At 67.2% G+C, this 23,469-nt stretch carries 24 protein-coding genes and 1 riboswitch; of the genes, 17 read left to right on the top strand and 7 right to left on the bottom strand.

Annotation, left to right across the window (positions count from 1 at the left end; translation table 11 throughout):
• Nucleotides 1–3: 3 nt before the first annotated feature.
• Genes AAG565_RS13770 through AAG565_RS13785 form a run of 4 tightly spaced genes read right to left on the bottom strand, consistent with a single transcriptional unit; the run spans nt 4 to nt 7,250 of the window.
• Nucleotides 4–1,194, bottom strand: coding sequence for a nucleotide disphospho-sugar-binding domain-containing protein (locus AAG565_RS13770; RefSeq protein ID WP_348820202.1), 1,191 nt, complete (start codon nt 1,192–1,194; stop codon nt 4–6).
• A gap of 43 nt (nt 1,195–1,237) precedes the next feature.
• The gene (locus AAG565_RS13775) at nt 1,238–2,032 is read right to left on the bottom strand and encodes a FecR family protein (protein ID WP_348820203.1); all 795 of its coding nucleotides are present in this window, start codon (nt 2,030–2,032) and stop codon (nt 1,238–1,240) included.
• A gap of 1 nt (nt 2,033) precedes the next feature.
• Nucleotides 2,034–5,657 (bottom strand): filamentous hemagglutinin N-terminal domain-containing protein, encoded by a 3,624-nt coding sequence (locus AAG565_RS13780; RefSeq protein ID WP_348820204.1) that lies wholly within the window; start codon nt 5,655–5,657, stop codon nt 2,034–2,036.
• Nucleotides 5,658–5,666: 9 nt separating this feature from the next.
• Entirely contained in the window at nt 5,667–7,250 is a 1,584-nt protein-coding gene (locus AAG565_RS13785) for a ShlB/FhaC/HecB family hemolysin secretion/activation protein (protein ID WP_348820205.1), read from the bottom strand.
• A gap of 227 nt (nt 7,251–7,477) precedes the next feature.
• Nucleotides 7,478–7,569, top strand: a riboswitch (glycine riboswitch).
• Nucleotides 7,570–7,702: 133 nt separating this feature from the next.
• Here AAG565_RS13785 and gcvT point away from each other — a divergent pair.
• The 9 genes from gcvT to lgt all read left to right on the top strand — a co-directional run bounded on the left by gcvT (nt 7,703) and on the right by lgt (nt 15,989).
• Nucleotides 7,703–8,785 (top strand): glycine cleavage system aminomethyltransferase GcvT, encoded by a 1,083-nt coding sequence (gene gcvT / locus AAG565_RS13790; protein ID WP_348820206.1) that lies wholly within the window; start codon nt 7,703–7,705, stop codon nt 8,783–8,785.
• Nucleotides 8,786–8,807: 22 nt separating this feature from the next.
• Nucleotides 8,808–9,197, top strand: coding sequence for a glycine cleavage system protein GcvH (gene gcvH, locus AAG565_RS13795; protein WP_348820207.1), 390 nt, complete (start codon nt 8,808–8,810; stop codon nt 9,195–9,197).
• Nucleotides 9,198–9,226: 29 nt separating this feature from the next.
• The gene (gene gcvPA / locus AAG565_RS13800; RefSeq protein WP_348820208.1) at nt 9,227–10,591 is read left to right on the top strand and encodes an aminomethyl-transferring glycine dehydrogenase subunit GcvPA; all 1,365 of its coding nucleotides are present in this window, start codon (nt 9,227–9,229) and stop codon (nt 10,589–10,591) included.
• Between the two features lie 15 nt (nt 10,592–10,606).
• The gene (tpx, locus tag AAG565_RS13805) at nt 10,607–11,107 is read left to right on the top strand and encodes a thiol peroxidase (RefSeq protein WP_348820209.1); all 501 of its coding nucleotides are present in this window, start codon (nt 10,607–10,609) and stop codon (nt 11,105–11,107) included.
• 2 nt (nt 11,108–11,109) lie between these two features.
• Nucleotides 11,110–12,576, top strand: coding sequence for an aminomethyl-transferring glycine dehydrogenase subunit GcvPB (gcvPB, locus tag AAG565_RS13810; protein WP_348820210.1), 1,467 nt, complete (start codon nt 11,110–11,112; stop codon nt 12,574–12,576).
• Nucleotides 12,577–12,680: 104 nt separating this feature from the next.
• Entirely contained in the window at nt 12,681–13,613 is a 933-nt protein-coding gene (locus AAG565_RS13815; protein WP_348820211.1) for a carbohydrate kinase family protein, read from the top strand.
• Between the two features lie 16 nt (nt 13,614–13,629).
• The gene (locus tag AAG565_RS13820) at nt 13,630–14,808 is read left to right on the top strand and encodes a class I SAM-dependent rRNA methyltransferase (RefSeq protein WP_348820212.1); all 1,179 of its coding nucleotides are present in this window, start codon (nt 13,630–13,632) and stop codon (nt 14,806–14,808) included.
• Entirely contained in the window at nt 14,808–15,158 is a 351-nt protein-coding gene (locus tag AAG565_RS13825) for a DUF3147 family protein (protein ID WP_348820213.1), read from the top strand. Before AAG565_RS13820 ends, AAG565_RS13825 begins: the two co-directional genes overlap by 1 nt.
• Before the next feature lie 24 nt (nt 15,159–15,182).
• The gene (lgt, locus tag AAG565_RS13830) at nt 15,183–15,989 is read left to right on the top strand and encodes a prolipoprotein diacylglyceryl transferase (RefSeq protein WP_348820214.1); all 807 of its coding nucleotides are present in this window, start codon (nt 15,183–15,185) and stop codon (nt 15,987–15,989) included.
• On the opposite strand, the gene AAG565_RS13835 is transcribed toward lgt, so the two are convergent.
• A complete protein-coding gene (locus tag AAG565_RS13835) occupies nt 15,950–16,504 on the bottom strand; it encodes a GNAT family N-acetyltransferase (protein ID WP_348820215.1) in 555 nt (184 codons plus the stop codon). The two genes, lgt and AAG565_RS13835, sit on opposite strands and share 40 nt — an antisense overlap.
• A 52-nt stretch (nt 16,505–16,556) precedes the next feature.
• On the opposite strand from AAG565_RS13835, the gene AAG565_RS13840 reads away from it, so the two are divergent.
• From AAG565_RS13840 to AAG565_RS13865, 6 genes are read left to right on the top strand one after another with little or no spacing between them, the layout of a single operon-like run.
• On the top strand, nt 16,557–17,351 hold the full coding sequence (locus tag AAG565_RS13840; RefSeq protein WP_348820216.1) for a thymidylate synthase: 795 nt from the start codon (nt 16,557–16,559) through the stop codon (nt 17,349–17,351).
• Nucleotides 17,351–17,845: a dihydrofolate reductase gene (locus AAG565_RS13845; protein WP_348820217.1), complete on the top strand. Its 495-nt coding sequence runs from the start codon at nt 17,351–17,353 to the stop codon at nt 17,843–17,845. Before AAG565_RS13840 ends, AAG565_RS13845 begins: the two co-directional genes overlap by 1 nt.
• Before the next feature lie 36 nt (nt 17,846–17,881).
• Entirely contained in the window at nt 17,882–18,148 is a 267-nt protein-coding gene (locus tag AAG565_RS13850; RefSeq protein ID WP_348820218.1) for an acyl-CoA-binding protein, read from the top strand.
• 14 nt (nt 18,149–18,162) lie between these two features.
• Complete coding sequence (locus AAG565_RS13855; RefSeq protein ID WP_348820219.1) at nt 18,163–18,450, top strand: hypothetical protein; 288 nt, start codon at nt 18,163–18,165, stop codon at nt 18,448–18,450.
• Nucleotides 18,451–18,502: 52 nt separating this feature from the next.
• Nucleotides 18,503–18,796: a hypothetical protein gene (locus AAG565_RS13860; RefSeq protein WP_348820220.1), complete on the top strand. Its 294-nt coding sequence runs from the start codon at nt 18,503–18,505 to the stop codon at nt 18,794–18,796.
• A gap of 13 nt (nt 18,797–18,809) precedes the next feature.
• Nucleotides 18,810–20,180: an Ig-like domain-containing protein gene (locus AAG565_RS13865; RefSeq protein ID WP_348820221.1), complete on the top strand. Its 1,371-nt coding sequence runs from the start codon at nt 18,810–18,812 to the stop codon at nt 20,178–20,180.
• 9 nt (nt 20,181–20,189) lie between these two features.
• On the opposite strand, the gene AAG565_RS13870 is transcribed toward AAG565_RS13865, so the two are convergent.
• Nucleotides 20,190–20,954 (bottom strand): ATP-binding protein, encoded by a 765-nt coding sequence (locus tag AAG565_RS13870; protein WP_348820222.1) that lies wholly within the window; start codon nt 20,952–20,954, stop codon nt 20,190–20,192.
• Nucleotides 20,955–21,040: 86 nt separating this feature from the next.
• Between AAG565_RS13870 and AAG565_RS13875 the strand changes: the two genes are divergently transcribed.
• Nucleotides 21,041–21,256, top strand: a complete 216-nt coding sequence (locus AAG565_RS13875; protein WP_348820223.1) for a type II toxin-antitoxin system PrlF family antitoxin — start codon at nt 21,041–21,043, stop codon at nt 21,254–21,256.
• A complete protein-coding gene (locus tag AAG565_RS13880) occupies nt 21,243–21,593 on the top strand; it encodes a type II toxin-antitoxin system PemK/MazF family toxin (RefSeq protein ID WP_348820224.1) in 351 nt (116 codons plus the stop codon). The genes AAG565_RS13875 and AAG565_RS13880 overlap by 14 nt, the downstream gene beginning before the upstream one ends.
• A 33-nt stretch (nt 21,594–21,626) precedes the next feature.
• Here the strand turns inward: AAG565_RS13880 and ettA are convergent, their stop codons facing one another.
• A complete protein-coding gene (gene ettA / locus AAG565_RS13885) occupies nt 21,627–23,294 on the bottom strand; it encodes an energy-dependent translational throttle protein EttA (protein ID WP_348820225.1) in 1,668 nt (555 codons plus the stop codon).
• Nucleotides 23,295–23,469 lie beyond the last annotated feature (175 nt).

Raw genomic sequence — 23,469 nt, forward strand, 5'->3', positions numbered from 1 at the left:
GGTTCAGAGCGGAGCTGCGTGTGCCGCCAGCGCGTGTTCGAGGATCTGCGTGACGATGTCCGCAGCGCTGCCGCTGCGGCGATTGCGTGCGGCGAATGCCGCGGCGGAGGTACGCAGGCGTTCGTCGGTCAGCAAGCGGCCGATGCCGTTCAGGGCCTGCGTATCGGCGCGTTCGGGCAGGAGGATGCCGGTGCCCAGCGCCTGCACGCGCCGGGCGAGCAGCAGGTGATCCGGGGTGTGGGCCATCGTCGCCAGCGGTTTGCCGGCCAGCAGCGCTTCATGGGCCAGGTTGTGGGAGCCGTAGCCCACGACGGCGGTGCAATGCGCCAGCGCGGCGACGTAGTCCACGGCCGAGCGGGCGATGCGCACGCGTTCGCTGCGGTGCTCGATCGCCGCGTCGGCCGGAAAGCGGACCAGGCTGCGTGCCGGCAGTCGCTCCAGCAGTTCGAGCCAGCCGGTTGCCGACGGGCCCGGCCAGAGCGAGACGAACAGGCGCGCTTCATCGTCACCCGCCGGCCACTCCGGCGCAGCGCCATAGCCCAGCGGCGGGAAATCCACATGGCAGGGCGTCGGCGTGCGCGCATAGTGGTCCAGCTCGGGTGAACCCAGGAGCAGGGTGGCCACACCGGAGAAGATCGCCTGCACGCTCGGGATCGGCCGGATGCCGAGGCGGGCCAGCGCATCGTTGACCACGCCCAGCACGCGGCGCTCGTTGTGTTCCAGCGCGGCGGACGCGACGTTCAGGTCCGGACGAAAGCTGGGCCAGGGCGCGCAGTCGGGCGGCAAGGTGAAGCCGTTGCCGTAATGCAGAACCGGCAGTCCGAGCAGTCTTGCGGCCAGGATCGCGGTGGGACTGTGACGGGCGAGCACGCGTTCGATGCGCAGGGTCCGGTACAGCTCGGTCCACGCGCGAATCCGGACGGCCAGCGCGTCGGAGTCGCCGTAGCCGCAGTTGTGCAGCAGCGTCGCGTAGCTGGTCTGGATCTTCACGCGCGCACCCGGCGCGGACTCCGCGCGGGGCGCCTGCAGCATCGGCCCCAGGCGTGCCGGAAGGTGAGGTGCGCAGGCACGCAGATCCTTGACGACGAAGACGCACGCGTGGCCCTGCGCGACGGCCGCCTGCGCGATCTGTCCGATCAGGGCGGAATAACCGCTGTACGAGCCGAGTTCCCAGACAAAGGCCAGGCGCGCCACGCTCGCTCAGCCCGCAAGCGTCACCGGTGTACCGCTGTCGTCCTCACTCGGAGGTGCAGATCGTCTTCGGGTCCGGAATCGGCTGGATCTGGATGAACTGCGGTTCGAACGGCAGATAGATCTGCGTGCCGTCCGGCAGCGTGATCAGGTATTGCCCCTCGCCGACCACGGCTTCCTTGCCCGCCTCGTTGATGACGAAGATCGACCCCTCGATGACGCCGACGATGACACCGCCCTGCGGGCTGACGCCCGGGGGCAGATTGGCGAGCAGCGCGGGGTCGTTCGCACACTTCTCGTCGCACAGGATCACCCAGTAGTCCGTGCCGCGGATGCCGATGGTGGCCACCGGGGTGTTGATGCGGTAGTCGTCCGCGTTGCCCTTGCCGATCAGGCCGGACACGGTGCGCAGGCCGCCGCGCAGCAGACGGAAGAAGGCGCGCGAAGGCGCGGCCGGTTCGGCCTGCGCCGTCGCGACCGCCGGTGCAGTCCGTGCCGCGCCTGTTGCGGGCGTGGGGGCGTCTGGGCGGGTGCCCGTCTCCGCCGCGAAGCTGAAAGCCTCGATCTGGAAGCGCGAATTGGGCCGGACCAGGACCAGGCCGCCGTCGCTGAACTTGAGATTGACGTAGGTGTTCGGTCCCGCGCTGACGATGTCGCCGGCATAGACGGGATCTCCCTTCTTGAGGGCGCGCATGGCCATCGTCTCCACGCTCGACGCGGTGGCCGCGCCGGTCATCAGCACGACGGTGCCTGCCGGTACCGGTTCGGCCGCGTGCAACGGGGTCGCGAGGATGCCGCCACACAGGGCCATCAGCCAGAGACAGCGCGTTGCACGGACCATGTCATTGCACTCCTGCGACGTCGCAAGAAAGATCGTTGATCTCGTAAGACGAGTCGCGGACTTCGATCCGGTCGGGAACGGTGGGAGTCGGACTCGGAGCCGGCGCCTCGTTGCCCATGTCCTGGGCCAGGTCCAGGGCGCGCGCGATTTCGTCCGCGTCCGTCGGGTCGGGTGTCGGCTCCGGCACCGGGGTCGGTTGCGCCTGGGTCAACGTCACCAGCGGAATCAGCAGCGGCGGCGTCGGTGTCGGGACGGGCGTCGGCGTGGGTGCCGGTGTCGCAGTCGGCGCCGGTGTCGCGGTGGGTGCCGGTGTCGCGGTGGGTGCCGGTGTCGCGGTAGGCGCCGGTGTCGCCGTCGGTTGCGGTGTCGGTGTCGGCTGCGGCGTCGGCACGGCCCTCACCCCGGAAACGATGATCACCTGCCCCGACGTGCCGTTCTCGAGCGTGTCGATGTTGACCAGGTTGACCGTCGGGCTATTGCCGTCGGTCATCAGGACGTAGTTCTCGGCACCCTGGTACTTGAGGATCAGTGCCGGAAATGCGCCGTCGATGATGCCCGCATAGCCGCTGCCACCCAGCAGGTACGTGACGATATTCGAGCGAAGTGCGCCGTTGATGTCAGTCAGCTCGATTCCGTCCGTGTCACTGAACGGCCTGAAGTTGAACGCGGACAGGGGACCACCGTTGGCGTTGCCGATGCTGCCTGCGGTTACGCTCGGGGCGCGGACGAACAGATAGCCCCCGCCCACACGCAGATCGCCGAGTTGCACGGTCCTCGGTGAAGAGAAACTGGCATTCGGCCCGGGGGGGAGCCCCAAGGGCGGATTGGACAGGGAGTTGGCGCCGTTGATCAGCGCGCTGTCGGTTCCGGACTGTGCGCGAGCCGATCCGACGCGGGTGGTCGTCTGGGACAGGTTGATCGTGCCGCCGACGACGTCCAGTGCGCCGGTGGAGATCGAGGACTCCGCCCGGCCGACGATCGCGCCGCCGGCGGCGGCGCTGCGGATCACGGTGTTCGCGCGGTTGGCCGAGGTCGGCGTGCCGCTGACGTTGGGGCCTGCGACGATCTGGTCGATCAGGACCGTACCGCCGTTGGTCGATTGCACCGACACCAGTGTGTTCGGAATCGGCGTGGATCCATGATCCGTGTCGTTCACGAACAGGCTGAGCCCCTGTCCGCCGAGGCCGGAGATCGATCCCGTTGCGCTGATCCGAACGTCGGCGGCAATCGCTCTGTACGGATCATCGACATCGAGCGTACCCATCTGGATGGCGCCGCCGGTGTTGAAGATTCCGACGACCGCGTTGCCGGTGACGGAACCGCCGTAGTCTTCGATGGAGACGTTGATTGCGCCCGTCTGGATGCTGCCGGTGGCCCGGTTGTCGAGGAAGACGGCGGCCTGGGCGGCAGTGCTGCTGAAACTGCTGGTGTTTGTTACCGTGAGATCGCCGGTCTGTATGCCGTTACGCGCGGTCAATGCGATGCACGCCGCCGAGGCGAATCCGTTCGAGATCGTGCAGAAGGACGGTTGCGTGGCCTTGCCTCCTCCGTCGATCAGGAAGTAGTAAGACGACGAGAAATCCGACTGCAGATCCGCCAGCACGATCGACCCGTTCGGCGCCGAAACCTGAATCACGCCGTTGTAGGCGTGCAGCGAGGTGTCGGGCAGGCTGAGGTCGCCGGATCCGGCGTAGAGCGTGATGTTGCGGGCCTCGTAATCGAAACCAACGTCGGTATTGGGGTTGACCGGAATGCTCAGCGTGCCGCCGGCGAACAGGTTCAGGTTGCCGTAGAGGTAACTGGGCAGGTCGCCGACCGTCAGGCTGCCCCCACGTGTCGTGACCGACAGGTCGTAAACGGCATCGAGGAACGGGAAGCTGAGGCTGCCGCTGCCGCTGTCGAAGTAGAGATAGTCCGCGGAATACCCCTGCAGCGGAATGTTCAGCGCACCGGAGCCTGCGTGAAGGCTGTAGGTATTGAACACCGAGGATGGCAGATTGGCCACGCTGATGCCGGTGCCGGCCGACAGATCGATGTTGTTCGCCGCCGACAAGCCGGCGGCGGAGATGCTGCCGTTCGTGCTGAGCGTCAGATCCGTTCCCGCGTTCAGCGTGCCGGCGATGCTGATCTGTCCGCCGGACGTCGAATCGGTGAGCGTGACATAACCCGGGATACCGAAGACGTCATCTGCACCCTCGAAGAAGATGCCCCGCTGCGATCCCGGCGATTGGCAGGCATTTCCAGGGTCCGAACCCACGCCGCTGCAAATCGAGCCGGGACTGGTGGTCACTTCCAGGCTGCCACCGTAATCCTGCGGGAAAAAGTTGTTGCTGTCGTAATCGCGGAAAATCACCGCATTGCTGGCGGCGATCTGCACGGTGCCGCCGCCGAAATCCGACAACTGCGACATCAGCAACCCGTAAGTGATGCTGATCGTCGAGGGATCGTCGTCGTTGTTGCCGACGATGAAATCTTCCGGATCGATGAGCAGCCGTCCGCCGCTGCCGAGGCGGACGATGTCGCCGACGTGGATCGCACGATGGCCGGACAGTTCCACGAATCCGCCCTGGCCGGCGCCACCCCGGTCGGCGACGCTGATGACCGCGCCCGGCGCGTAGGTCAGTGCCCCGGATGCGATGGCCCGTACTTCGCCGCCATCGCGGCCGGTCGCGTCGATCGACGAGCCCGCGCCGATCAGGATGTCGGCATCGGACACGAGCGAAACCTGTCCGCCGGTGCCGCCGGTGCCGGAGGCGTCGAGGACACCGGTCTGCGCGATGCCGCCACCGTTGGCGACGAGCCAGATGTCGCCGCCACGCGTCTCGATGCCGTCGGCAGCGACCCGGCCGCTGTTGTTGATCGCGTTGCCGATCAGGCCGCGCGCGACTTCGGCGTGCATGATCACCGCGCCGCCGCGCGCGAGGATCTCGCCGGCGTTGTCGATGCCGGCCAGCGCCGACGCTGCGGCGCCATCGACCGCGTAGCTGACCAGACCTTCGGCATCGACGACCAGCGACAGCCGGTTGCCGGCCGCCAGCAGGACATCGCCGTTGGGGCTGCTGATGCGGCCGCTGTTGCCGACGTGGTCGGCGACGAGCACGACGTAGCCGCCGTCGGCGGCGCGGATGTCGCCCGCGTTGCTGATGCCGGCCGTGCTGTCGCCGGCGAAGACGTAGTGACCGGCGAGGAAGTCCTCGTTGCGGATGTCGCGCGTGCTGGTGACCAGCGCGCCGACATCGACGCGGCTGCCGGCGCCGAACATCACGCCCTGACGGTTGATCAGGAACACCTGGCCGTTGGCGGACAGATTGCCGAGGATTTCCGAAGGCAGGTTGCCGACGACGCGGTTGAGCACCGCTGCGGACGCCGACGGCTGGTTGAACATCACGTACTCGCCGGCGCCGACCGAGAAGCTCTGCCAGTTGATGATCGCGGCCTGCGACTGCTGGTCGATCACGGTCGTGCCCGCAGTCGGCGTCGAGACGTTCGCCTGGCCGGCGATGACCTGCCCGTTTTGCGGGTTGGACGTCGCGGCGATCGGCGCCAGCAGCGTGGCGCCGGCCAGTGCGGCTGCACTCGCGCGCAGGCAGGCGGCGATGGGATTGAGGCGGTGCTTGTTGGACATGGGGTGCCCTCAGAAGCTGGCCGACAGGGAACCGAACGCGCGGCCGGAGTCGCGGCCGTCGCTGACGTCGCGATCGTCCAGCGGATACGCCCAATCGAGCTTGAAGACCATCGGGCGAAGGATCAGGTCGAAGCCGACGCCGGCACTCGACAGCGAGCCGGCATCCGGGGCGTCCACCGAGAACACCTCGCCACCGTCGAAGAAGATGCGGCTGCGCAGTGTGGCCGGACCGAGCGGCAGCCGGTGCTGCAGCGCGATCGAAGCGAAGTAGCCCTGATCGCCGCGCACTTCGGCGCTCGGATAGCCGCGCACGTTGCCGGGGCCACCGAGGGAGTACTTCTCGGTATCGACCAGCGGGTCCGGGGACCAGGCGCCGTTGACCCGCAAGTACAGCTGGAACGAACGGGTCATCTGCAGCAGGTACTGCGCGTCCGCTTCCCACTTCAGGCGCTGCTTGCCCTCCACCTCGTCGTTGGCGAAGTCCTCGATTTCCAGCTGCTTGAAGTTCGACGACATGGAGGTACCCAGCTGCAGCACGGAGCCGTTCAGCTGGGTGTGACTGTAAGTGAACCCCAGGCGCAGAAGTGTGATCGAGGTCTGATTGAAGATCAGGCCGCTGAAATCGGCGTTCGACAGCGTCCGCGTCGCGCCGAACGTGCCGTAGAGGCGTTGCCGGGAATCCAGCAGCAGCGGATGTTCGAGCATGACGTCGCCGCTGCGGCTGCGTCCTTCGACCGGCGAATCCTTGACCTCGAAGAATGCGTCGGCGTAGCTCGCCCGCACGCGCGTGCCCCGGAAATTCAGGGGGAAGGCGTAGTTTGCCGACCAGTAGCGTGTGGACTGATCCTCGGCGAGCAGGCCGGTGAGCGACAACTGGTCCTCCACGCGCAGCGGATTGTTGATCTGGCCGCGTGCCGTGAAGCGGTATTCGCCGACGCCCTTGCGGCCGTAGTTGTCCACGCTCAGGTCGCCTTGCAGCAGTCTCTCGTCGAGATCGACGGTGACGTCGCTGGTGCCGAAGACCGTCCCGGGCTTCACCGTCGCCTTGGCCGACAGGCCGGGCAGGGTGCTGAGCAGGCGCAAACCGTCCTGCAGCGTGTCGGAGCGATAGATCTCGTTGGGCCGGAACTCGCCGAGGTAGGCGCGGACATGGCCGGGCTGGTATTGCCGCGCGCCCGTGACATCGATCCGCGCCACGCGCCCTTCGGCAACCTGTAACTCGACGCGCCCGTCGGTGATCTTTTGCGGCGGCAGATTGACCGAGGCTAGCGCATAACCGCGGCTGGCATAGTGCGACGCCACGCGGTCCGCCGCCTCGTAGAGCTGCTGCAGGTTCAGCGGGCGGTTGAGGTAGCCCTTGACCAGGGCTGCCAGCTCGGCACTGCTGAACACCGTGTTGCCGGTGAACGCGAACTGCGTGACCGTGACCGTGGCGCCGCTGCCCGGGGGACGCGGCGCCGGCGGCCGTGCCGCCTCGATCCTTCCTTCGGCCGCCGGTGCGCGCAACTCCGGCGCCGGCTTGAGCGTGTCCGAAATCTGGCCGGGCGTGACGGTCTGCGGCCACGCGGGTGCGCAGAACAGGACCAGCGACACTGACGCTATCCCCAGGCGATGCGCGCGCATCTCGGATTCCCCTATGGCCATGGAAGGGCCGGTTGAAGGCCTATGGGACTATAGATCAGCGGCGCGCGGTGCGACAGGCGCGGCTGTCGAGTGGGTCACAGCGCCGCGGCCGACCGGCTCCTGATGGCGCGGCCCTCGCCAAGCGGTGGCTTCGCGCATAGAATCTGCCGACCCTGCGCCGGCATCGGTCGGCCAGGGTCTGCAGTGCGCGAGAGTCCGCCGGGATCCGGCGGCGCCGAAGGCGCAAATCCGCCCGGAATCGCTCAGGCACAAGGAGCGCGCTGCAGCGGCAAAACTCTGGAGAGCGTCCGCCACGAGCGGGCCACCGACGAGGCAGGAGCGGTTCGCCGCTTTCGAACTTTCAGGTACCCGGACAGAGTCAGGGCGGTTCGTACCGAATCCACGTTCATCGGCGCAACCGCATGCTCAAGAAAACCGCACTCCATGCCGAACACCAGCGTCTGGGCGCGCGCCTGGTCGATTTCGCCGGCTGGGAGATGCCGATCCAGTACGCCTCGCAGCTCGACGAACACCATGCGGTGCGCCAGCACGCCGGGATGTTTGACGTCGCCCACATGTGCGCGGTCGATCTGCACGGCGCGCGCGTGCGCGAGTTTCTGCGCCACCTGCTGGCCAACGACGTCGCCCGCCTGACCGTGCCCGGCAAGGCCCTCTACTCGTGCATGCTGCGCGAGGACGGCGGCATCATCGACGACCTGATCGTGTACTTCCTGCGCGAGGACTGGTTCCGGCTGGTCGTCAATGCCGGCACGACCGACAACGATCTGGCGTGGATCCGCCGGCACGCTGCCACCTATGACGTGGACGTCCGCCAACGCGCCGACCTGGGCATCCTTGCGGTACAGGGGCCGCAGGCGCGCGCGCTGGTGCAACCCCTGCTGCCCGCGGGCCTGCGCGCGGCGGCCGCAGCACTGGCCAACTTCCAGGCCGCCCAGCTGGGGGACTGGCTGGTCGCGCGCACCGGCTACACCGGCGAGGACGGCTTCGAGCTGATGTTGCCGCACGCCGAGCTGGTGGCGCTGTGGCAGCGCCTGCTCGATGCCGGCGTCAGGCCCTGCGGCCTGGGCGCGCGCGACACGCTGCGTCTCGAAGCCGGCATGAACCTCTACGGCCAGGACATGGACGAGACCACGCATCCGCTCGAATCCGGCCTGGGCTGGACCATTGCGTGGGATCCGTCCGACCGGCAGTTCATCGGCCGCGCCGCGCTCGAAGCGATGCGCGGCCAGTCGCCACGCAAGCTGGTCGGCCTCGTGCTCGAAGGCCGCGGCATCATGCGCGCGCACATGAAGGTGCGCTTCGCCAACGGCGCGAGCGGCGAGACCACCAGCGGCGGCTTCGCGCCGACGATGAAGCAGTCGATCGCCTTCGCGCGCGTGGATGCGACGGCGGATGGCACCTGCGAGGTCGAGATCCGCGGGCAGTGGGTGGCGGCGCGGGTCGTCCGGCCGCCGTTCGTGCGCAACAACAAGGTTCTGGTTTGATCAATCGATTGGGAGCACAGAGATGAGCAAGGTCCCCGCAGATCTGAAGTACGTGTCGTCGCACGAGTGGTTGCGCGTCGAGGCCGACGGCACCGTCACCATCGGCATCACCGACCACGCGCAGCAGGCGCTGGGCGACCTGGTGTTCGTCGAGGTGCCGGCGGTCGGCCGCAAGGTCGCGGCCAACGAGGCCTGCGCCGTCGTCGAGTCGGTCAAGGCGGCATCCGACGTGTACGCCCCGATCGCCGGCGAAGTCGTCGCCGCCAACGATGCGCTCGGTGGCAACCCGGAGATCCTCAACAGCGATCCCTACGGCGCCGGCTGGATGTGGAAGCTCAAGCCGGCCAATGCCGCGGACATCGGCAAGCTGCTCGATGCCGCCGGCTACGAGGCCTACCTGAAGACGCTGTAAGTCCTGACGCCTGCCGCCCACGATCAGACATGCCTTTCATTCCCCACACCGAAACCGACGTCAAGGACATGCTCGGCGCGATTGGCGCGCCGAGCATCGACACCCTGTTCGACGAGATTCCCGCGGCGCTGCGCTGCGGTCCGCTGACGAACGTCCCCGAGGGTCTGCCGGAGATGCAGGTCTCGCGCCTGATGCACGAGCGCGCCGAGCAGGACGGTCTGGCGCTGAATTTCATCGGCGCCGGCGCCTACGAGCACCACATCCCCGCGGCGGTCTGGGAGATCACGACGCGTGGCGAGTTCTACTCCGCCTACACGCCGTACCAGGCCGAGGCGAGCCAGGGCACGCTGCAGGTGCTCTACGAGTACCAGACGATGATCTGCGCGCTCACCGGCATGGAGGTGTCGAACGCGTCGATGTACGACGGCGCCTCGGCGCTGGGTGAGGCGCTGCTGATGGCCGTGCGCGCGAACAAGAAGAACACGTCCGGGCGGGTGCTGATGCCGGCAGCGGTCAATCCGTTCTATGTCGATGTCGTGCATGCCACGACCTCGGCGCAGGGGGTGAAGTCCGAGCCGGTCGCTTACTGCCCGCAGGCTGGCACGACGCTGCTGTCCGCGCTCAAGCGCTACGAAGGACAGGACATCACCGCGGTGGTGATCCAGCAGCCGAACTTCTTCGGTCAGATCGAGGACGTCGATGCGCTGACCGACTGGGCGCATGCCCAGGGCGCGCTGGTGGTCGCGGTCGTCAACCCGGTGTCGCTGGCGCTGCTCAAGCCGCCCGGGCGCTGGGGCGCAAGCGGCGCCGACATCGTCTGCGGCGATGGCCAGCCGCTGGGCGCGCCGCTGTCCTCGGGCGGCCCGTACTTCGGCTTCCTGACGACCCGGATGGCCCACGTGCGCGAGATGCCGGGCCGCATCGTCGGCCGCACTGTCGATCTCGAAGGCAAGCCGGGTTTCACGCTGACCCTGCAGGCGCGCGAGCAGCACATCCGCCGCGCCAAGGCCAAGTCCAACATCTGCACCAATCAGGGCCTGCTGGTGACGGCGGCGACGATCCACATGTCCTTGCTGGGGCCGGAAGGGCTGGCGCAGGTCGCCTCAAGCTGCATGAGCAACACCCGCAAGCTGGTCGCCGCGCTGACGACGATTCCGGGCGTCGAGGTGGTGTTCGACGGACCGCGCTTCCACGAGGCGGTGATCCGTCTGCCCAGGCCGGTCGCGCCGGTGCTGGAGGCCTTGTCGAGGCGGGACATCTTCGGCGGCTTCGACCTGGGCCGGCATCACCCCGAGCTGGGTCATGCGCTGCTGGTGTGCGCAACCGAGACCAAGACCGACGCGGATATCGCGGTATATCGTCAGGCCCTTGCCGACGTTCTGTCGGCGCACTGATCACGGAGACAAAGGATGGCCACTGTCACATTGCGTGGTGCCCCGGTGCAGACCAGCGGCGAGCTGCCGGGCGTCGGAACCGAGGTGCCGGGATTCCGGCTGGTCGGACTCGACCTCAAGGATGTCGCACTCCACGACTTCGCCGGCAAGCGCAAGATCCTCAACATCTTCCCGTCGATCGACACGCCGACCTGCGCGATGTCGGTGCGCCAGTTCAACCAGCGCGCCGCCGCGCTGAAGAACGCCGTCGTGTTGTGCATCTCGGCCGATCTGCCGTTCGCGCAGAAGCGCTTCTGTGGCGCGGAAGGACTCGCCAACGTGGTCATGCTGTCGCTGATGCGCGGCCGCCACTTCGCCGAGGACTACGGTGTGCTGCTGGAGACCGGCCCGCTGGCCGGCCTGACCGCGCGCGCCGTCGTGGTGCTCGACGAGAACGACCGCGTGATCCATGCCGAGCTGGTGAGCGAAATCGGCAACGAACCCAATTACGAGGCGGCACTCCAGTCGCTGAGCTGAAGATGACCGAAAAGCTGATCTTTGAAGTATCGCGGCCGGGCCGCGTGGCCTGGGCGCAGAACCCTGAGGGCGGCGTCGATCCGTCCGGCATTCCCGAAGCCTTGCGCCGCACCGACAAGCCGCTGCTGCCGGAAGTCTCGGAGATGCAGGTGGTGCGGCACTTCACGCGCCTGTCGCAGAAGAACTTCTCGATCGACACGCACTTCTACCCGCTGGGTTCGTGCACGATGAAGTACAACCCGCGCGCCTGCAATCGCCTGGCGATGCTGCCGGAGTTCCTCGCGCGTCATCCGCTCGCGCCGGAGTCGCACTCGCAGGGCTTCCTCGCCTGCATGTACGACCTGCAGGAGATCCTCAAGGACGTGACCGGCATGGCCGGCGTGTCGCTGACGCCGATGGCCGGTGCGCAGGGCGAGTTCGCCGGCGTGGCCATGATCCAGGCCTATCACCGCTCGCGCAACGATCTCGCGCGCACCGAGATCCTGGTCCCGGACGCGGCGCACGGCACCAACCCGGCGACTGCGGCGATGCTCGGTTGCAGCGTGCGCGAAATCCCGACCAATGACGATGGCGACGTCGATGTCGAGGCGCTCAAGGCCGCGGTCGGCCCGCAGACTGCCGGCATCATGCTGACCAATCCGTCCACGCTGGGTGTGTTCGAGCGCCGAATCAAGGAGATCGCCGAGATCGTGCACCAGGCCGGCGGCCTGCTGTACTACGACGGCGCCAACCTCAACGCGATCCTCGGCAAGGTGCGGCCGGGGGACATGGGCTTCGACGTCATCCACATGAACCTGCACAAGACCTTCTCGACGCCGCACGGCGGCGGTGGACCGGGCGCGGGTGCGGTCGGTGTGTCGGATCGACTCAAGCCCTTCCTGCCGATTCCCGTCGTCGGCAGGCAGGGGGACCGCTACCGCTGGCTGGACGAGCGCGACCTGCCGCAGACGATCGGCCGCCTGTCGGCGTGGATGGGCAATGCCGGCGTGCTGCTGCGGGCCTATGTCTATGCGCGCATGCTCGGCCGCGAAGGCATGCACCGTGTCGGCGAATTCGCGACGCTCAATGCGAACTACCTCGCCGCGCGCCTGCGCGAGAAGGGTTTCGAGCTGGCGTTCCCGCAGCGGCGCGCGAGCCACGAGTTCATCATCACGCTGAAGAAGCAGAAGGCCGAGATCGAGATGACGGCGACCGACGTCGCCAAGCGCCTGCTCGACTACGGCTACCACGCGCCGACGGTGTACTTCCCGCTGCTGGTGCCGGAGTGCCTGCTGATCGAGCCGACCGAGACCGAGGACAAGGAAACGCTCGACGCCTTCGTCGATGCGCTCGTCGCGATCTGGGCAGAGGGCAAACAGGACATCGCGAAACTCAAGGGCGCGCCGTACACGATGCCGGTGCGCCGTCTCGACGACGTGCGTGCCGCGCGCCAGCTCGACCTGCGCTACCAGCCGCAAGCCACCGCATAATCCAACATGGCGTCATGCCCGCGCAGGCGGGCATCCAGTGCCCTGAAGGCCTGGAATCCCGCTTTCGCGGGAATGACGAACACACTCAGCTCCGAGGCATCACGATGTCAGCCCTGATCTGCGGTTCCCTGGCCTACGACACCATCATGGTGTTTCCGGGTCGCTTCAAGAACGAAATCCTGCCGGACAAGGTGCACATCCTCAATGTCGCCTTCCTCGTGCCGCAGCTGCGCCGCGAGTTCGGCGGTACCGCGGGCAACATCGCCTACAACCTCAAGCTGCTCGGCGGCGAGCCGCTGCCGATGGGCACGGTCGGCAAGGACTTCGACCGCTACGCGGAGTGGCTGGACCGCCTCGACATCTCGCGCGAGTTCATCCAGGCCGTGCCCGACGCCTACACGGCGCAGGCCTATATCACCACCGACCTCGACGACAACCAGATCACGGCCTTCCATCCGGGCGCGATGAACCACGCGCATCAGCAGGACGTGCCGGCCGGTCGCGTGAAGATCGGCACGGTGTCGCCGGACGGCCGCGACGGCATGATCAAGCATGCGCGCCAGTTCGCCGAGGCCGGCATCCCGTTCCTGTTCGATCCCGGTCAGGGACTGCCGATGTTCAACGGCGAGGAACTGCGCAGCTTCGTCGAACAGGCCACTTACCTCGCCGTCAACGACTACGAGTCCGAGCTGCTGATGGACCGCACCGGCCTGTCGCTCAAGGACATCGCGGCGCGCGTCGAGGCACTGATCGTGACGCGCGGCGCCCAGGGTTCGCACATCCACGCCAGGGGCAAGGTGTACGACATCCCCTGCGCCAAGGCCGATTCGCTGACCGATCCGACCGGCTGCGGTGACGCGTTCCGCGGCGGCCTGCTCTACGGCCTGCTGCGCGAGATGGACTGGGAGACGACCGGGCGCATCGCCTCGCTGATGGGCGCCTACAACATCGAGCGTCCCGGCACACAGAATCACCGCTTCCACATCGACGAATTCCGCGCACGCTTCCGGAAGGAATTCCGCTACGACTACGCCTGACCCGGCCGGAGCCGCCATGCTGACGCTCAAACTCAAGGCGCGCGAGGAGCGCCGCCTGCGTGCCGGCCATCTGTGGGTGTACTCGAACGAGATCGAGACCGACGACCGCTTCCGGCAGATCGAACCCGGCAGCCTGTGCCGGGTCGTCGATCACCGTGGCAAGCCGCTCGGCACCGGCTATGTCAATCCGCGCACATTGCTGGCGGCGCGCCTGCTCAGCGGTGACGCGCAGGCGACCATCGACGCGGCCTGGTTCGAGCGTCGGCTGCAGGCGGCGCTGGCACTGCGCGCGCGGCTGTACCCGCAGCCTCACTACCGGCTGGTGTATGGCGAGTCGGACGGCCTGCCCGGCGTCGTCATCGACCGTTACGGCGCGGTCTGCGTCGTGCAGATCACGACCGCCGGCATGGAGCGCCTGAAGCCGGTGCTGCTCGACGCGCTGCGCGCCGTCGTACAGCCGGCTGGCATCGTGCTGCGCAACGACAGTGGCGCGCGCGAGCTCGAAGGTCTGCCGCTGGCGGAAGCCGAAGTGATCGGCGAAGTCGGCGACTCCGTCGAGGTCCACGAGGAGGGATTGCGCTACCGAGTCGATCTGAAGGCGGGGCAGAAGACCGGCTTTTTCTTCGACCAGCGCGACAATCGCAGCCGCCTGCAGCGCTATGTCGCGGGCCGCAGCGTGCTCGATGCGTTCAGCCACGTTGGCGCCTGGGCGCAGCGCGCGATGCGCTATGGCGCGGCGTCGGCCACCTGCCTCGATTCTTCGCAGGCCGCCCTCGACGCGGCGCTGGCGAGCGCGGCGCTCAACGGCCTCAAGATCGAAACGATCCGCGACGAGGCGCTGAACGGCCTCAAGGGGCTGCGCGCGGCCGGACGCAGCTTCGACGTGGTCGTCGTCGATCCGCCGGCGCTGATCAAGCGGCGCAAGGATTTCGACGCCGGTGTCGAGCACTATGCCGCGCTCAACCGCGCGGCGCTGCAACTGCTCGTCCCGGACGGCATCCTCGTCTCCTGCTCCTGCTCGCACCACCTGGACGCGGACGATCTGCAGCGCGTGCTGCTGCGCGAATCGCGTCAAGTCGGCCGCCGCCTGCAGATCCTAGAGCAGGGCGGGCAGGGGCCGGATCATCCGGTGCACCCGGCGATACCGGAAACGCGCTATCTCAAGGCGTTCTACTGCCGCGCGCTGGCCGGCTGATGCTGTATCTGATCCTCAAGTTCTCGATCAGCGCGGCGGTCGTCGTCGCGGTGTCCGAGATCGCGCGCCGCTCAAGCGTATTCGGAGCGCTGGTCGCCTCGCTGCCGCTGACCTCGCTGCTGGCCTTCGTCTGGCTCTACCGCGACACCGGCGACACCGCGCAGATCGCTGCGCTGTCCGGCTCGATCTTCTGGCTGGTGCTGCCGTCGCTGCTGCTGTTCGTGCTGCTGCCGGTGCTGTTGCGCGCCGGCCTCGGCTTCTGGCTGGCCCTGCTGCTCAGCTGCGTGGCGACTGCGGCCGCCTACGGTCTGATGACGCTGGTGCTGCGGCGCGTCGGCGTTGTGCTGTAGCGCGCGGGGCTACAATCGCGCGCCATGCTCGTCCATCCCGACATCGATCCGGTCGCCCTGCGTCTCGGTCCCCTGTCCGTGCACTGGTACGGCCTGATGTACCTGCTCGGCTTTCTGGGCTTCTGGTGGGCCGGCCTGCGCCGCGCGCAGCTGCCGCAGTTCCGCTGGCCCAGGGAGCGTGTGTCGGACCTGCTGTTCTACGGCGTGATGGGCGTGATCCTCGGCGGGCGCATCGGTTACACGCTGTTCTACAACCTCGACCGCTTCCTCGCCGAGCCGCTGTCCATTTTCCGGATCTGGGAAGGCGGCATGTCCTTCCACGGCGGGCTGATCGGTGTGGTCGTCGCGATCCTGTGGTTTGCGCGCGTGCACCGGCTCAATCCCTTCGACATCGGCGACTTCGCCGTGCCGATGATCCCGATCGGCCTGTTCACCGGGCGCATCGGCAACTTCATCAACGGCGAGCTGTGGGGCGCGCCGACGACGCTGCCCTGGGGCATGGTGTTCCCGCATGCCGGTCCGGAGCCGCGCCATCCGTCGATGCTCTACGAAGCGGCGCTGGAAGGTCTCGTGCTGTTCGCGATCCTGTGGTGGTTCGGCCGCAAGCCGCGCCCGCGCATGGCGGTGTCGGGTCTGTTCCTCCTCGGCTACGGCGTGTTCCGCACGCTGGTCGAAACCGTGCGCCTGCCGGACGCGCACATCGGCTATCTGGCGGGCACGAGCTGGCTGACCATGGGCATGGTGCTGAGCGCGCCGATGTGGATCGTCGGCCTCACGCTGATCGCGCTCGCCTACGGCAAGACTCGGCTGCCGGAACGTTCGGCCAGGTAGAGCAGCACATCCACCGCAGGGCGCCACGACGCGGTCCGGTCGGCGGTGCTGTGCCCGTGCAGGCGCATGCCCAGTTTTTCGGCGACGCGCCGTGACGCCCCATTGTCCGGGTCGATCACGGCGTAGAGACGGTCGAGTCCACCGCGGTCGAAGGCGTGGCGATACACCGCCCATGCAGCCTCGGTCGCCAGGCCCTGATTCCAGTACGCGCGCCAGATCCACCAGCCGAGGTCGAAGCCCGGCAACCGGTCCAGCGGTTGCGCGCCGGCGACGCCGATCATCTCGCCGGTGGCGCGCAGCAGCACCGGCCCCATGCACAGACCCGTCGCGGCGAGATGGGCCTGCTGGCGTGCGACCAGGCCGTCGTTGCGCTCGGCGTTCCAGACCTCGCCGCCGGTGATGTAGCGCATCATCTGGGCATCGCCGGTCAGGCGTTCGAGTCCGGGCCGATCCTCGGCGCGCCATTCGCGGATCAGCAGGCGCTGCGTCTCGATGCGGAACGGCGAATCGGTCATGGTCGGGTCGATCGGACTACAATGGCCTGTCCCACGATCATAGACCGACCGCATGCGCCAGTATCTCGACCTGATGCGCCACGTGCTGGAGCACGGCGCGGAGAAGAGCGATCGCACCGGCACCGGCACGCTGTCGGTGTTCGGTCACCAGATGCGCTTCCGTCTCACCGACGGCTTTCCGCTGGTGACGACCAAGAAGGTCCACCTGCGCTCGATCATCCACGAGCTACTCTGGTTCCTGAAGGGCGAGACCAACATCCGGTATCTCAAGGAGAACGGCGTCAGCATCTGGGACGAGTGGGCCGACGAGAACGGCGAACTCGGCCCGGTGTACGGCAAGCAGTGGCGCTCGTGGCCGACCGCCGATGGCCGGCACATCGACCAGATCCAGCTGCTGCTCGACCAGATCCGCGGCAATCCCGATTCGCGGCGGCTGATCGTGTCGGCCTGGAACGTCGGCGAACTCGACCAGATGGCGCTGATGCCCTGCCACGCCTTCTTCCAGTTCTATGTCGCCGACGGGCATCTGTCCTGTCAGCTCTACCAGCGCAGCGCCGACATTTTCCTCGGCGTGCCCTTCAACATCGCGTCCTACGCGCTGCTGACGATGATGGTGGCGCAGGTCACCGGCCTGCGTCCCGGCGACTTCGTCTGGACCGGCGGCGACTGCCACCTGTACCTGAATCATCTCGACCAGGCCCGCGAGCAGCTGTCGCGCGCGCCGCGGCCGCTGCCGACGATGCGCCTCAATCCGGACGTGAAGGACCTGTTCGCGTTCCGCTACGAGGATTTCGAACTGACCGGCTACGAGCCACACGCGCACATCAAGGCGCCGGTGGCCGTTTGATGTCGGAGCACACGATTGCCCTGATCGTCGCGATCGATCGCAATCGCCTGATCGGCCGCGATGGCGGCCTGCCGTGGCGGCTGCCCAACGACCTCAAGCACTTCAAGCGGCTGACCGTCGGCAAGACCGTCCTGATGGGACGCAAGACCTGGGAGTCGCTGGGCCGTCCGCTGCCGGACCGCCAGAACTGGGTGCTGACGCGTGATGCATCCTTCACGGCCCAGGGCTGCCGCGTGTTCCGCGATCTCGATGCGGCGTTGCGCGCGCACGGGACCGGCGAGCTGATGGTCATCGGCGGTGCCGACCTGTACCGCCAGACCTTGCCGCTGGCACGGCGCCTGTACCTGACCGAAGTCGATGCGTCACTTGAAGGTGACGCACATTTTCCGGACTACGATCCGGCGCAGTGGCGGGAGATCGCCAGCGAGGCGCATCCCGCCGATGAGCGCCATGCCTTCGCCTACCGCTTCCGCACGCTGGAGCGCCGGGCGTAAGATCAGGCACAAACCACCACGACGCGGGAGACAGCGATGGCCGACCTCAAGGCTCAGTTCGAACAGGCGCAGAAGGACGTCAAGACCCTGACCAGGCGCCCGGACAACAACGACATGCTGCTGCTGTACTCCACCTACAAGCAGGCGACGGAAGGTGACGTCAAGGGCTCGCGTCCGGGCATGCTCGACATGGTCGGCCGCGCCAAGTACGACGCCTGGGCCAAGCTCAAGGGCACCAAGCCCGACGCCGCGATGAAGCAGTACGTGGACAAGGTCGCCGCGCTGCTGAAGACCCACAAGTGAGCCAGGCCGCTTCCATGAACGCGATCCGGAACGGAAGTGCGGCGTTGGTGCTGCTGGCGGCGGCGTGCATGGCCGCTCCCGCGTTCGCGGGCGGTGACGGTGCGATCGCGAAGACCCTGACCGAACTCAAGGGCAAGCGCGCGACGCTCAAGCTGCAGTCGGGCCAGGAACTGACTGGCGTCGTTGTCGCGGTTGAAAACGACACCGTGAAGCTGACCGAGTTGACTGGCATGGAGTTCTTCGATGCCGTGATCCGCACCGAAAGCATCGATGCGGTGGTGATGCGCCGCGCGCAGCAATAGGGGCGGCACGGGCTGCAACGCCGGAGTCACAGGGCAGGCTTAGGCTCCACAGATGAAACGAGTTGATCTTCGACCGCGGTCGGCGGTGCTGGCCGTGGTCTTCCTGCTTGGAGCGTGCAACCAGGGCGCGGGCGTCGGCGGCCAGCCGCTGCCGGGATCGACGCCTTCGCCGACACCACTCCCATCCGCCTCGCCGCTGCCGACGGCTACGCCGACGCCTTCACCGGAACCTTCGCCGACTTCATCGCCGGCCGCGACGCCGCCGGTCGCGGATGATCTGGCCGAGGCGAGGGCGGCGTTCGAACAGTTGCAGGCGATGGAGCAGGGTTGCTGTGAGCAGCAGTAAGGTGAATCGGGCCATGGGTATTCTCGGGAAGACGGTCGCTGTGCTGGCGCTGTTCAACGCCCTGTGGGCGCCGGCATGGGCGGCGGGAATGACCACGCACGCGACGATGGCGGATCACGGCCGGCAGGCACTGCCGGATGGCCCGCTCAAACGGATTCTGGGCGCGCACCGTCCGGCGCTGCTGGCCGGCGCGATCTACCCCGACGGTGGCTACGGCTCCGGTGCAGCCTTCCCGGCGGACCGGGACATGGCCGAGCACGCCCACTGGGGCGAAATGCATATCGCGTTCATGCAATATCTGCGCGAGCAGGGTTGCGGCGCGCAGGCGGCCCGCCTGGTCAACCTGCCTGCGGATGCGCCGCTCGATCTGCCGGGGAGCACGATCACCAATCCGCTTGGCACCGTCGATCTGGCCGGACTCACGGACCGCTGCGGCATGCTGATCGCGTTTGCCTTCGGCATCGCGGCGCACGGCGTCACCGACGAGACCTGGGACGCCCAGTTCGAGCCGGAGGTGCGCCACCAGGGCGAAGACCCGAACATCGCGACGTTCTTCGACGCGCAGGGCTTCTGGGGCCCGTTCACGCCGGGTTCGGTGTTGCGCCAGGCGCTCGGCGACTCGTATCACTACATCGCCGATCTCTACGCGGCGACGCCGATGAACGCGATCGAGTACGCCATGGACGTGGTCAACATCGCCGAGCACCGGCTCGAACTCGATGCGCCGACGCTGGTGTTTCCGCCGGCCGACGACCTGATCGCGGTCTACGCGAGCAGCGGCATGACCGTCGCGCGCGAGCAGATCGAACGCGGCAACCTGTTCTCGCGCGGCGCCGTGCAGGCCCAGGCGCTGACCGCGCCGCTCGATTACGAGCGCGTGCGCGCGCAGATGCCGTGGGCGTCGAACAATTACTTCATGGGCGAAGGCGGCGTGATCAGCTCCGCGCTGGTCGTCAGCGGCATGTACCTGCAGATGTGGGACCAGCTGACCGGAGATGCCGCGCAGCCGATGGCACCGCAGGTGGCCGGCCACTATCCGCGTCATGGCGTTGTCGAAGTCCGGCTGGAGCCCGCCGGGGAACGCAGCTGGACGGAGCACCGCTGGCTGCACGTGTTCTTCGACAGCGAAGTCGATCCGGACAGCATCGAGCAGCCGGGCGCGTTCTGTCTGTTCGACGAGGACGGCGAGCCGGTTGCGTTGACGGTGCAGGGCGGGCATGGCTGGTCGCGCCACTGGTCGCATTCGACGCGCGTGCGGCTCGATGCCCCGCTCAAGCCCGCTCACCGCTACACCGCGGTGCTGACAACCAAGGTCAAGGACTACAAGGGCCAGCCCCTGGCGCGGCCGTACAGCTGGCAGTTCGTCACCGCGCGCGGCAACTGACCGCGAGTCTCAGGCGGCGCGCCCGGACCAGTGGCGCGCGAACTGCTGCGCAACGCGGCCGCTGCGCGAGGCGCGCTCCAGCGCCCAGCGCAGTGCCCGCGTCCGCGTCTCCTCGTCCCAGCGTTCGTCGCCGAGCCGGCACAGGTGCTGGCGCACCAGTTCCAGGTACTGATCCTGGTCGAAGGCGAGGAATGACAGCCACAGGCCGAAGCGCTCCGACAGCGAGATCTTCTCCTCGGTCGATTCGCCCGGATGCAGCTCGCCGTCGATCCAGTGGTACTCGTCGTTGTCGGTGCGCATCTCCGGCATCAGGTGACGCCGGTTGGACGTGGCATAGATCAGCACGTTATCCGGCGGCTCCTCGACGCCACCGTCCAGCGCGGTCTTCAGTGCCATCAGCGCCGGGTCATTGGCGGCCACCGAGAAATCGTCCACGTAGAGAATGAAGCGCTCCGCCTTGCCGCGCAGCGGCGCGACGATGTCCGGCAGGTCGATCAGATCGTGCGGCGGCACTTCCACCAGACGCAGACCACGACGTCCGAACGCGCTCAGCATCGCCTTGACCAGCGAGGACTTGCCGGTGCCGCGCGCGCCGGTCAGCAGCGCGTGATTGGCCGGCAGGCCCTCGACGAAGCGCCGGGTGTTTTCCAACAGCGCGGCCTTCTGGCGATCGATGCCGAGCAGGCTTTCGGGGACGATCGTCTGCGGATACGGCACCGGCTGCAGCGCACCGCGCCGCCAGCGATAGGCGAGCGGGGACGATGATGTGACCATGGCCGTATGGTAAACGTCCAATCGTGGCAGAGGCGACGTGATCCTCATCTCTTGTTGCGAGTAAGGAACGTCCTTACAATTGCCACATGATTACCAGCAAGCTCACGTCCAAGGCGCAGACGACCATTCCCCAGTCGGTCCGCGCGGCATTGGGCGTGCGAGAAGGGGACGAGCTGGTCTACGAAATTTCCGGCGATCGCGTCGTGCTCTCGAAGCGCCAGCCGAGCGCGAAGGATGATCCGTTCCGAACCTTTGAGGAGTGGGATTCGGAAGCCGATCGGCGCGCTTATGCGCATCTTTGAGCCTGGGACCGTCGTCAAAGTCCCGTTTCCTTACACCGATAAGGCCACCCGGCAGCGCCGTCCGGCGCTGGTGATCGCGTCGGACGGACTTGAGGACGCACACGGCTTGCTGTGGGTGCTGATGGTGACCAGCGCGGAGAATCGCGGCTGGCCCGGCGATGTGTCCGTCACCGGATTGGTGAGAGCGGGTCTGCCAGTTCCTTCGGTGGTGCGCACCGCAAAGATCGCCACGATCGAGGCTCGAGATGCCGAGCCCCTGGGCAGGCTCGGGCATGCAAACTTTGTCGAAGTGCGGCGGCGCGTCGCCGCCACACTGCGAATGGCGTTGCCCGAGTAGCCCTCTGCGTCGCACAGGGCGGCGCGGTCTCTTTCAGGCCAGCTTCTTGTGGCGCGCGCGACGGTTGACGCCGGGCTCGGAGCCGGTGCGCTTGCGGAAGTCGTCCTCGTACTCTCGGTAATTGCCCTCGTGCCAGATCACGTCGCCCGAGTCCTCGAAGGCGAGGATGTGCGTGGCGATGCGGTCGAGGAACCAGCGGTCGTGCGAGATCACCAGTACGCAGCCGGCGAAGTCGAGCAGGGCGTCTTCGAGCGCGCGCAGGGTCTCGACGTCGAGGTCGTTGGTCGGCTCGTCGAGCAGCAGCACGTTGCCGCCGGACATCAGCAGCTTGGCCAGATGCACGCGGTTGCGTTCGCCGCCGGACAGCTCCTTGATCCGCTTGTTCTGCGCCTCGCCCTTGAAGTTGAAGCGGCCGATATAGGCGCGGCTCGGCATCTCGTAACTGCCGGCGCGGATGATGTCCTGGCCGTTGGCGATCTCCTGGAACACGGTCTTCTCGCCATCCAGCGTGTCACGTGACTGATCCACGTAGGCGATCTTGACCGTCTCGCCGACGACGATCTCGCCGCCGTCTGGCTTCTCCTGTCCGGTCAGCATCCGGAACAGCGTGGTCTTGCCCATTCCATTGGCGCCGATGATGCCGACGATCGCGCCGCGCGGCACCGTGAAGCTCACGCCCTGGTACAGCGTGCGGTCGCCATAGGTCTTGCGCAGATCCTTGACCTCGATGACCTTGTCGCCCAGGCGCGGACCCGGCGGGATGTACAGCTCGCGCGTCTCGGCGCGCTTCTGGAACTCCTGCGAGGCGAGCTCTTCGAACGCCTTGACACGCGCCTTCGACTTGGCCTGACGACCCTTCGGGTTCTTGCGCACCCACTCCAGCTCTTCCTTCATCGCCTTGGTGTGAGCGTCCTCGGCCTTCTGCTCGTTCTCCAGGCGCTTCTCCTTCTGCTCCAGCCAAGAGGAGTAATTCCCCTGCCAGGGGATGCCGTGGCCACGGTCGAGTTCGAGAATCCAGCCGGCGACGTTGTCGAGGAAGTAGCGGTCGTGGGTGACCGCGATGATCGTGCCGGGGAAGTCCTTCAGGAACTTCTCCAGCCAGGCGACGGACTCGGCATCGAGATGATTGGTCGGCTCGTCGAGCAGCAGCATGTCCGGCTTGGACAGCAGCAGCCGGCACAGCGCGACGCGGCGCTTCTCGCCGCCCGACAGCTTGCTGACATCGGCATCCCAGGGCGGCAGGTTCAGCGCCTCGGCCGCCTTGTCCAGGGTGACATCGAGGCTCTCGCCGTGACCGGCGTGCAGCATCGCTTCGAGCTCCTGCTGGCGGGCGGAGAGCTTCTCGAAGTCCGCATCCGGCTCGGCGTAGGCCGCGTAGATCTTTTCCAGCTCGGCCTGCGCATCGGCGATGTGCGACAGCGCCTCCATCACGTTGCCACGCACGTCCTTGCTCGGGTCGAGCTGCGGTTCCTGCGGCAGATAGCCGATCTTGAGGCCCGGCATGGGCCGCGCCTCACCGTGGAAGTCCTTGTCCACGCCGGCCATGATGCGCAGCAGCGTCGATTTGCCGGCACCGTTGTAGCCGAGCACGCCGATCTTGGCTCCGGGGAAGAACGACAGCGAAATGTCGCGCAGGATCTCCTTCTTCGGCGGCACGGTCTTGCCGACGCGGTTCATGGTGTAAACGTACTGGGAGGACATGGACTGCCGGTCTCGGACGGGATGGAACGGGTAAAAAATGTAATTCTATCCGATGGCGGCGGGTGTTCTGCACCGAAAGCCTCTTCCAATGACACATGAGCCTGAAGGGGGTGCGTGATTCCAACGTGAAGTGAGCCTGAAAGGCCGGCGGGGCGGCGGGATCATCGGAGGATGA

The organism is Fontimonas sp. SYSU GA230001 (assembly GCF_040066175.1).
In the GTDB taxonomy this organism is placed as follows: domain Bacteria; phylum Pseudomonadota; class Gammaproteobacteria; order Nevskiales; family Nevskiaceae; genus Solimonas.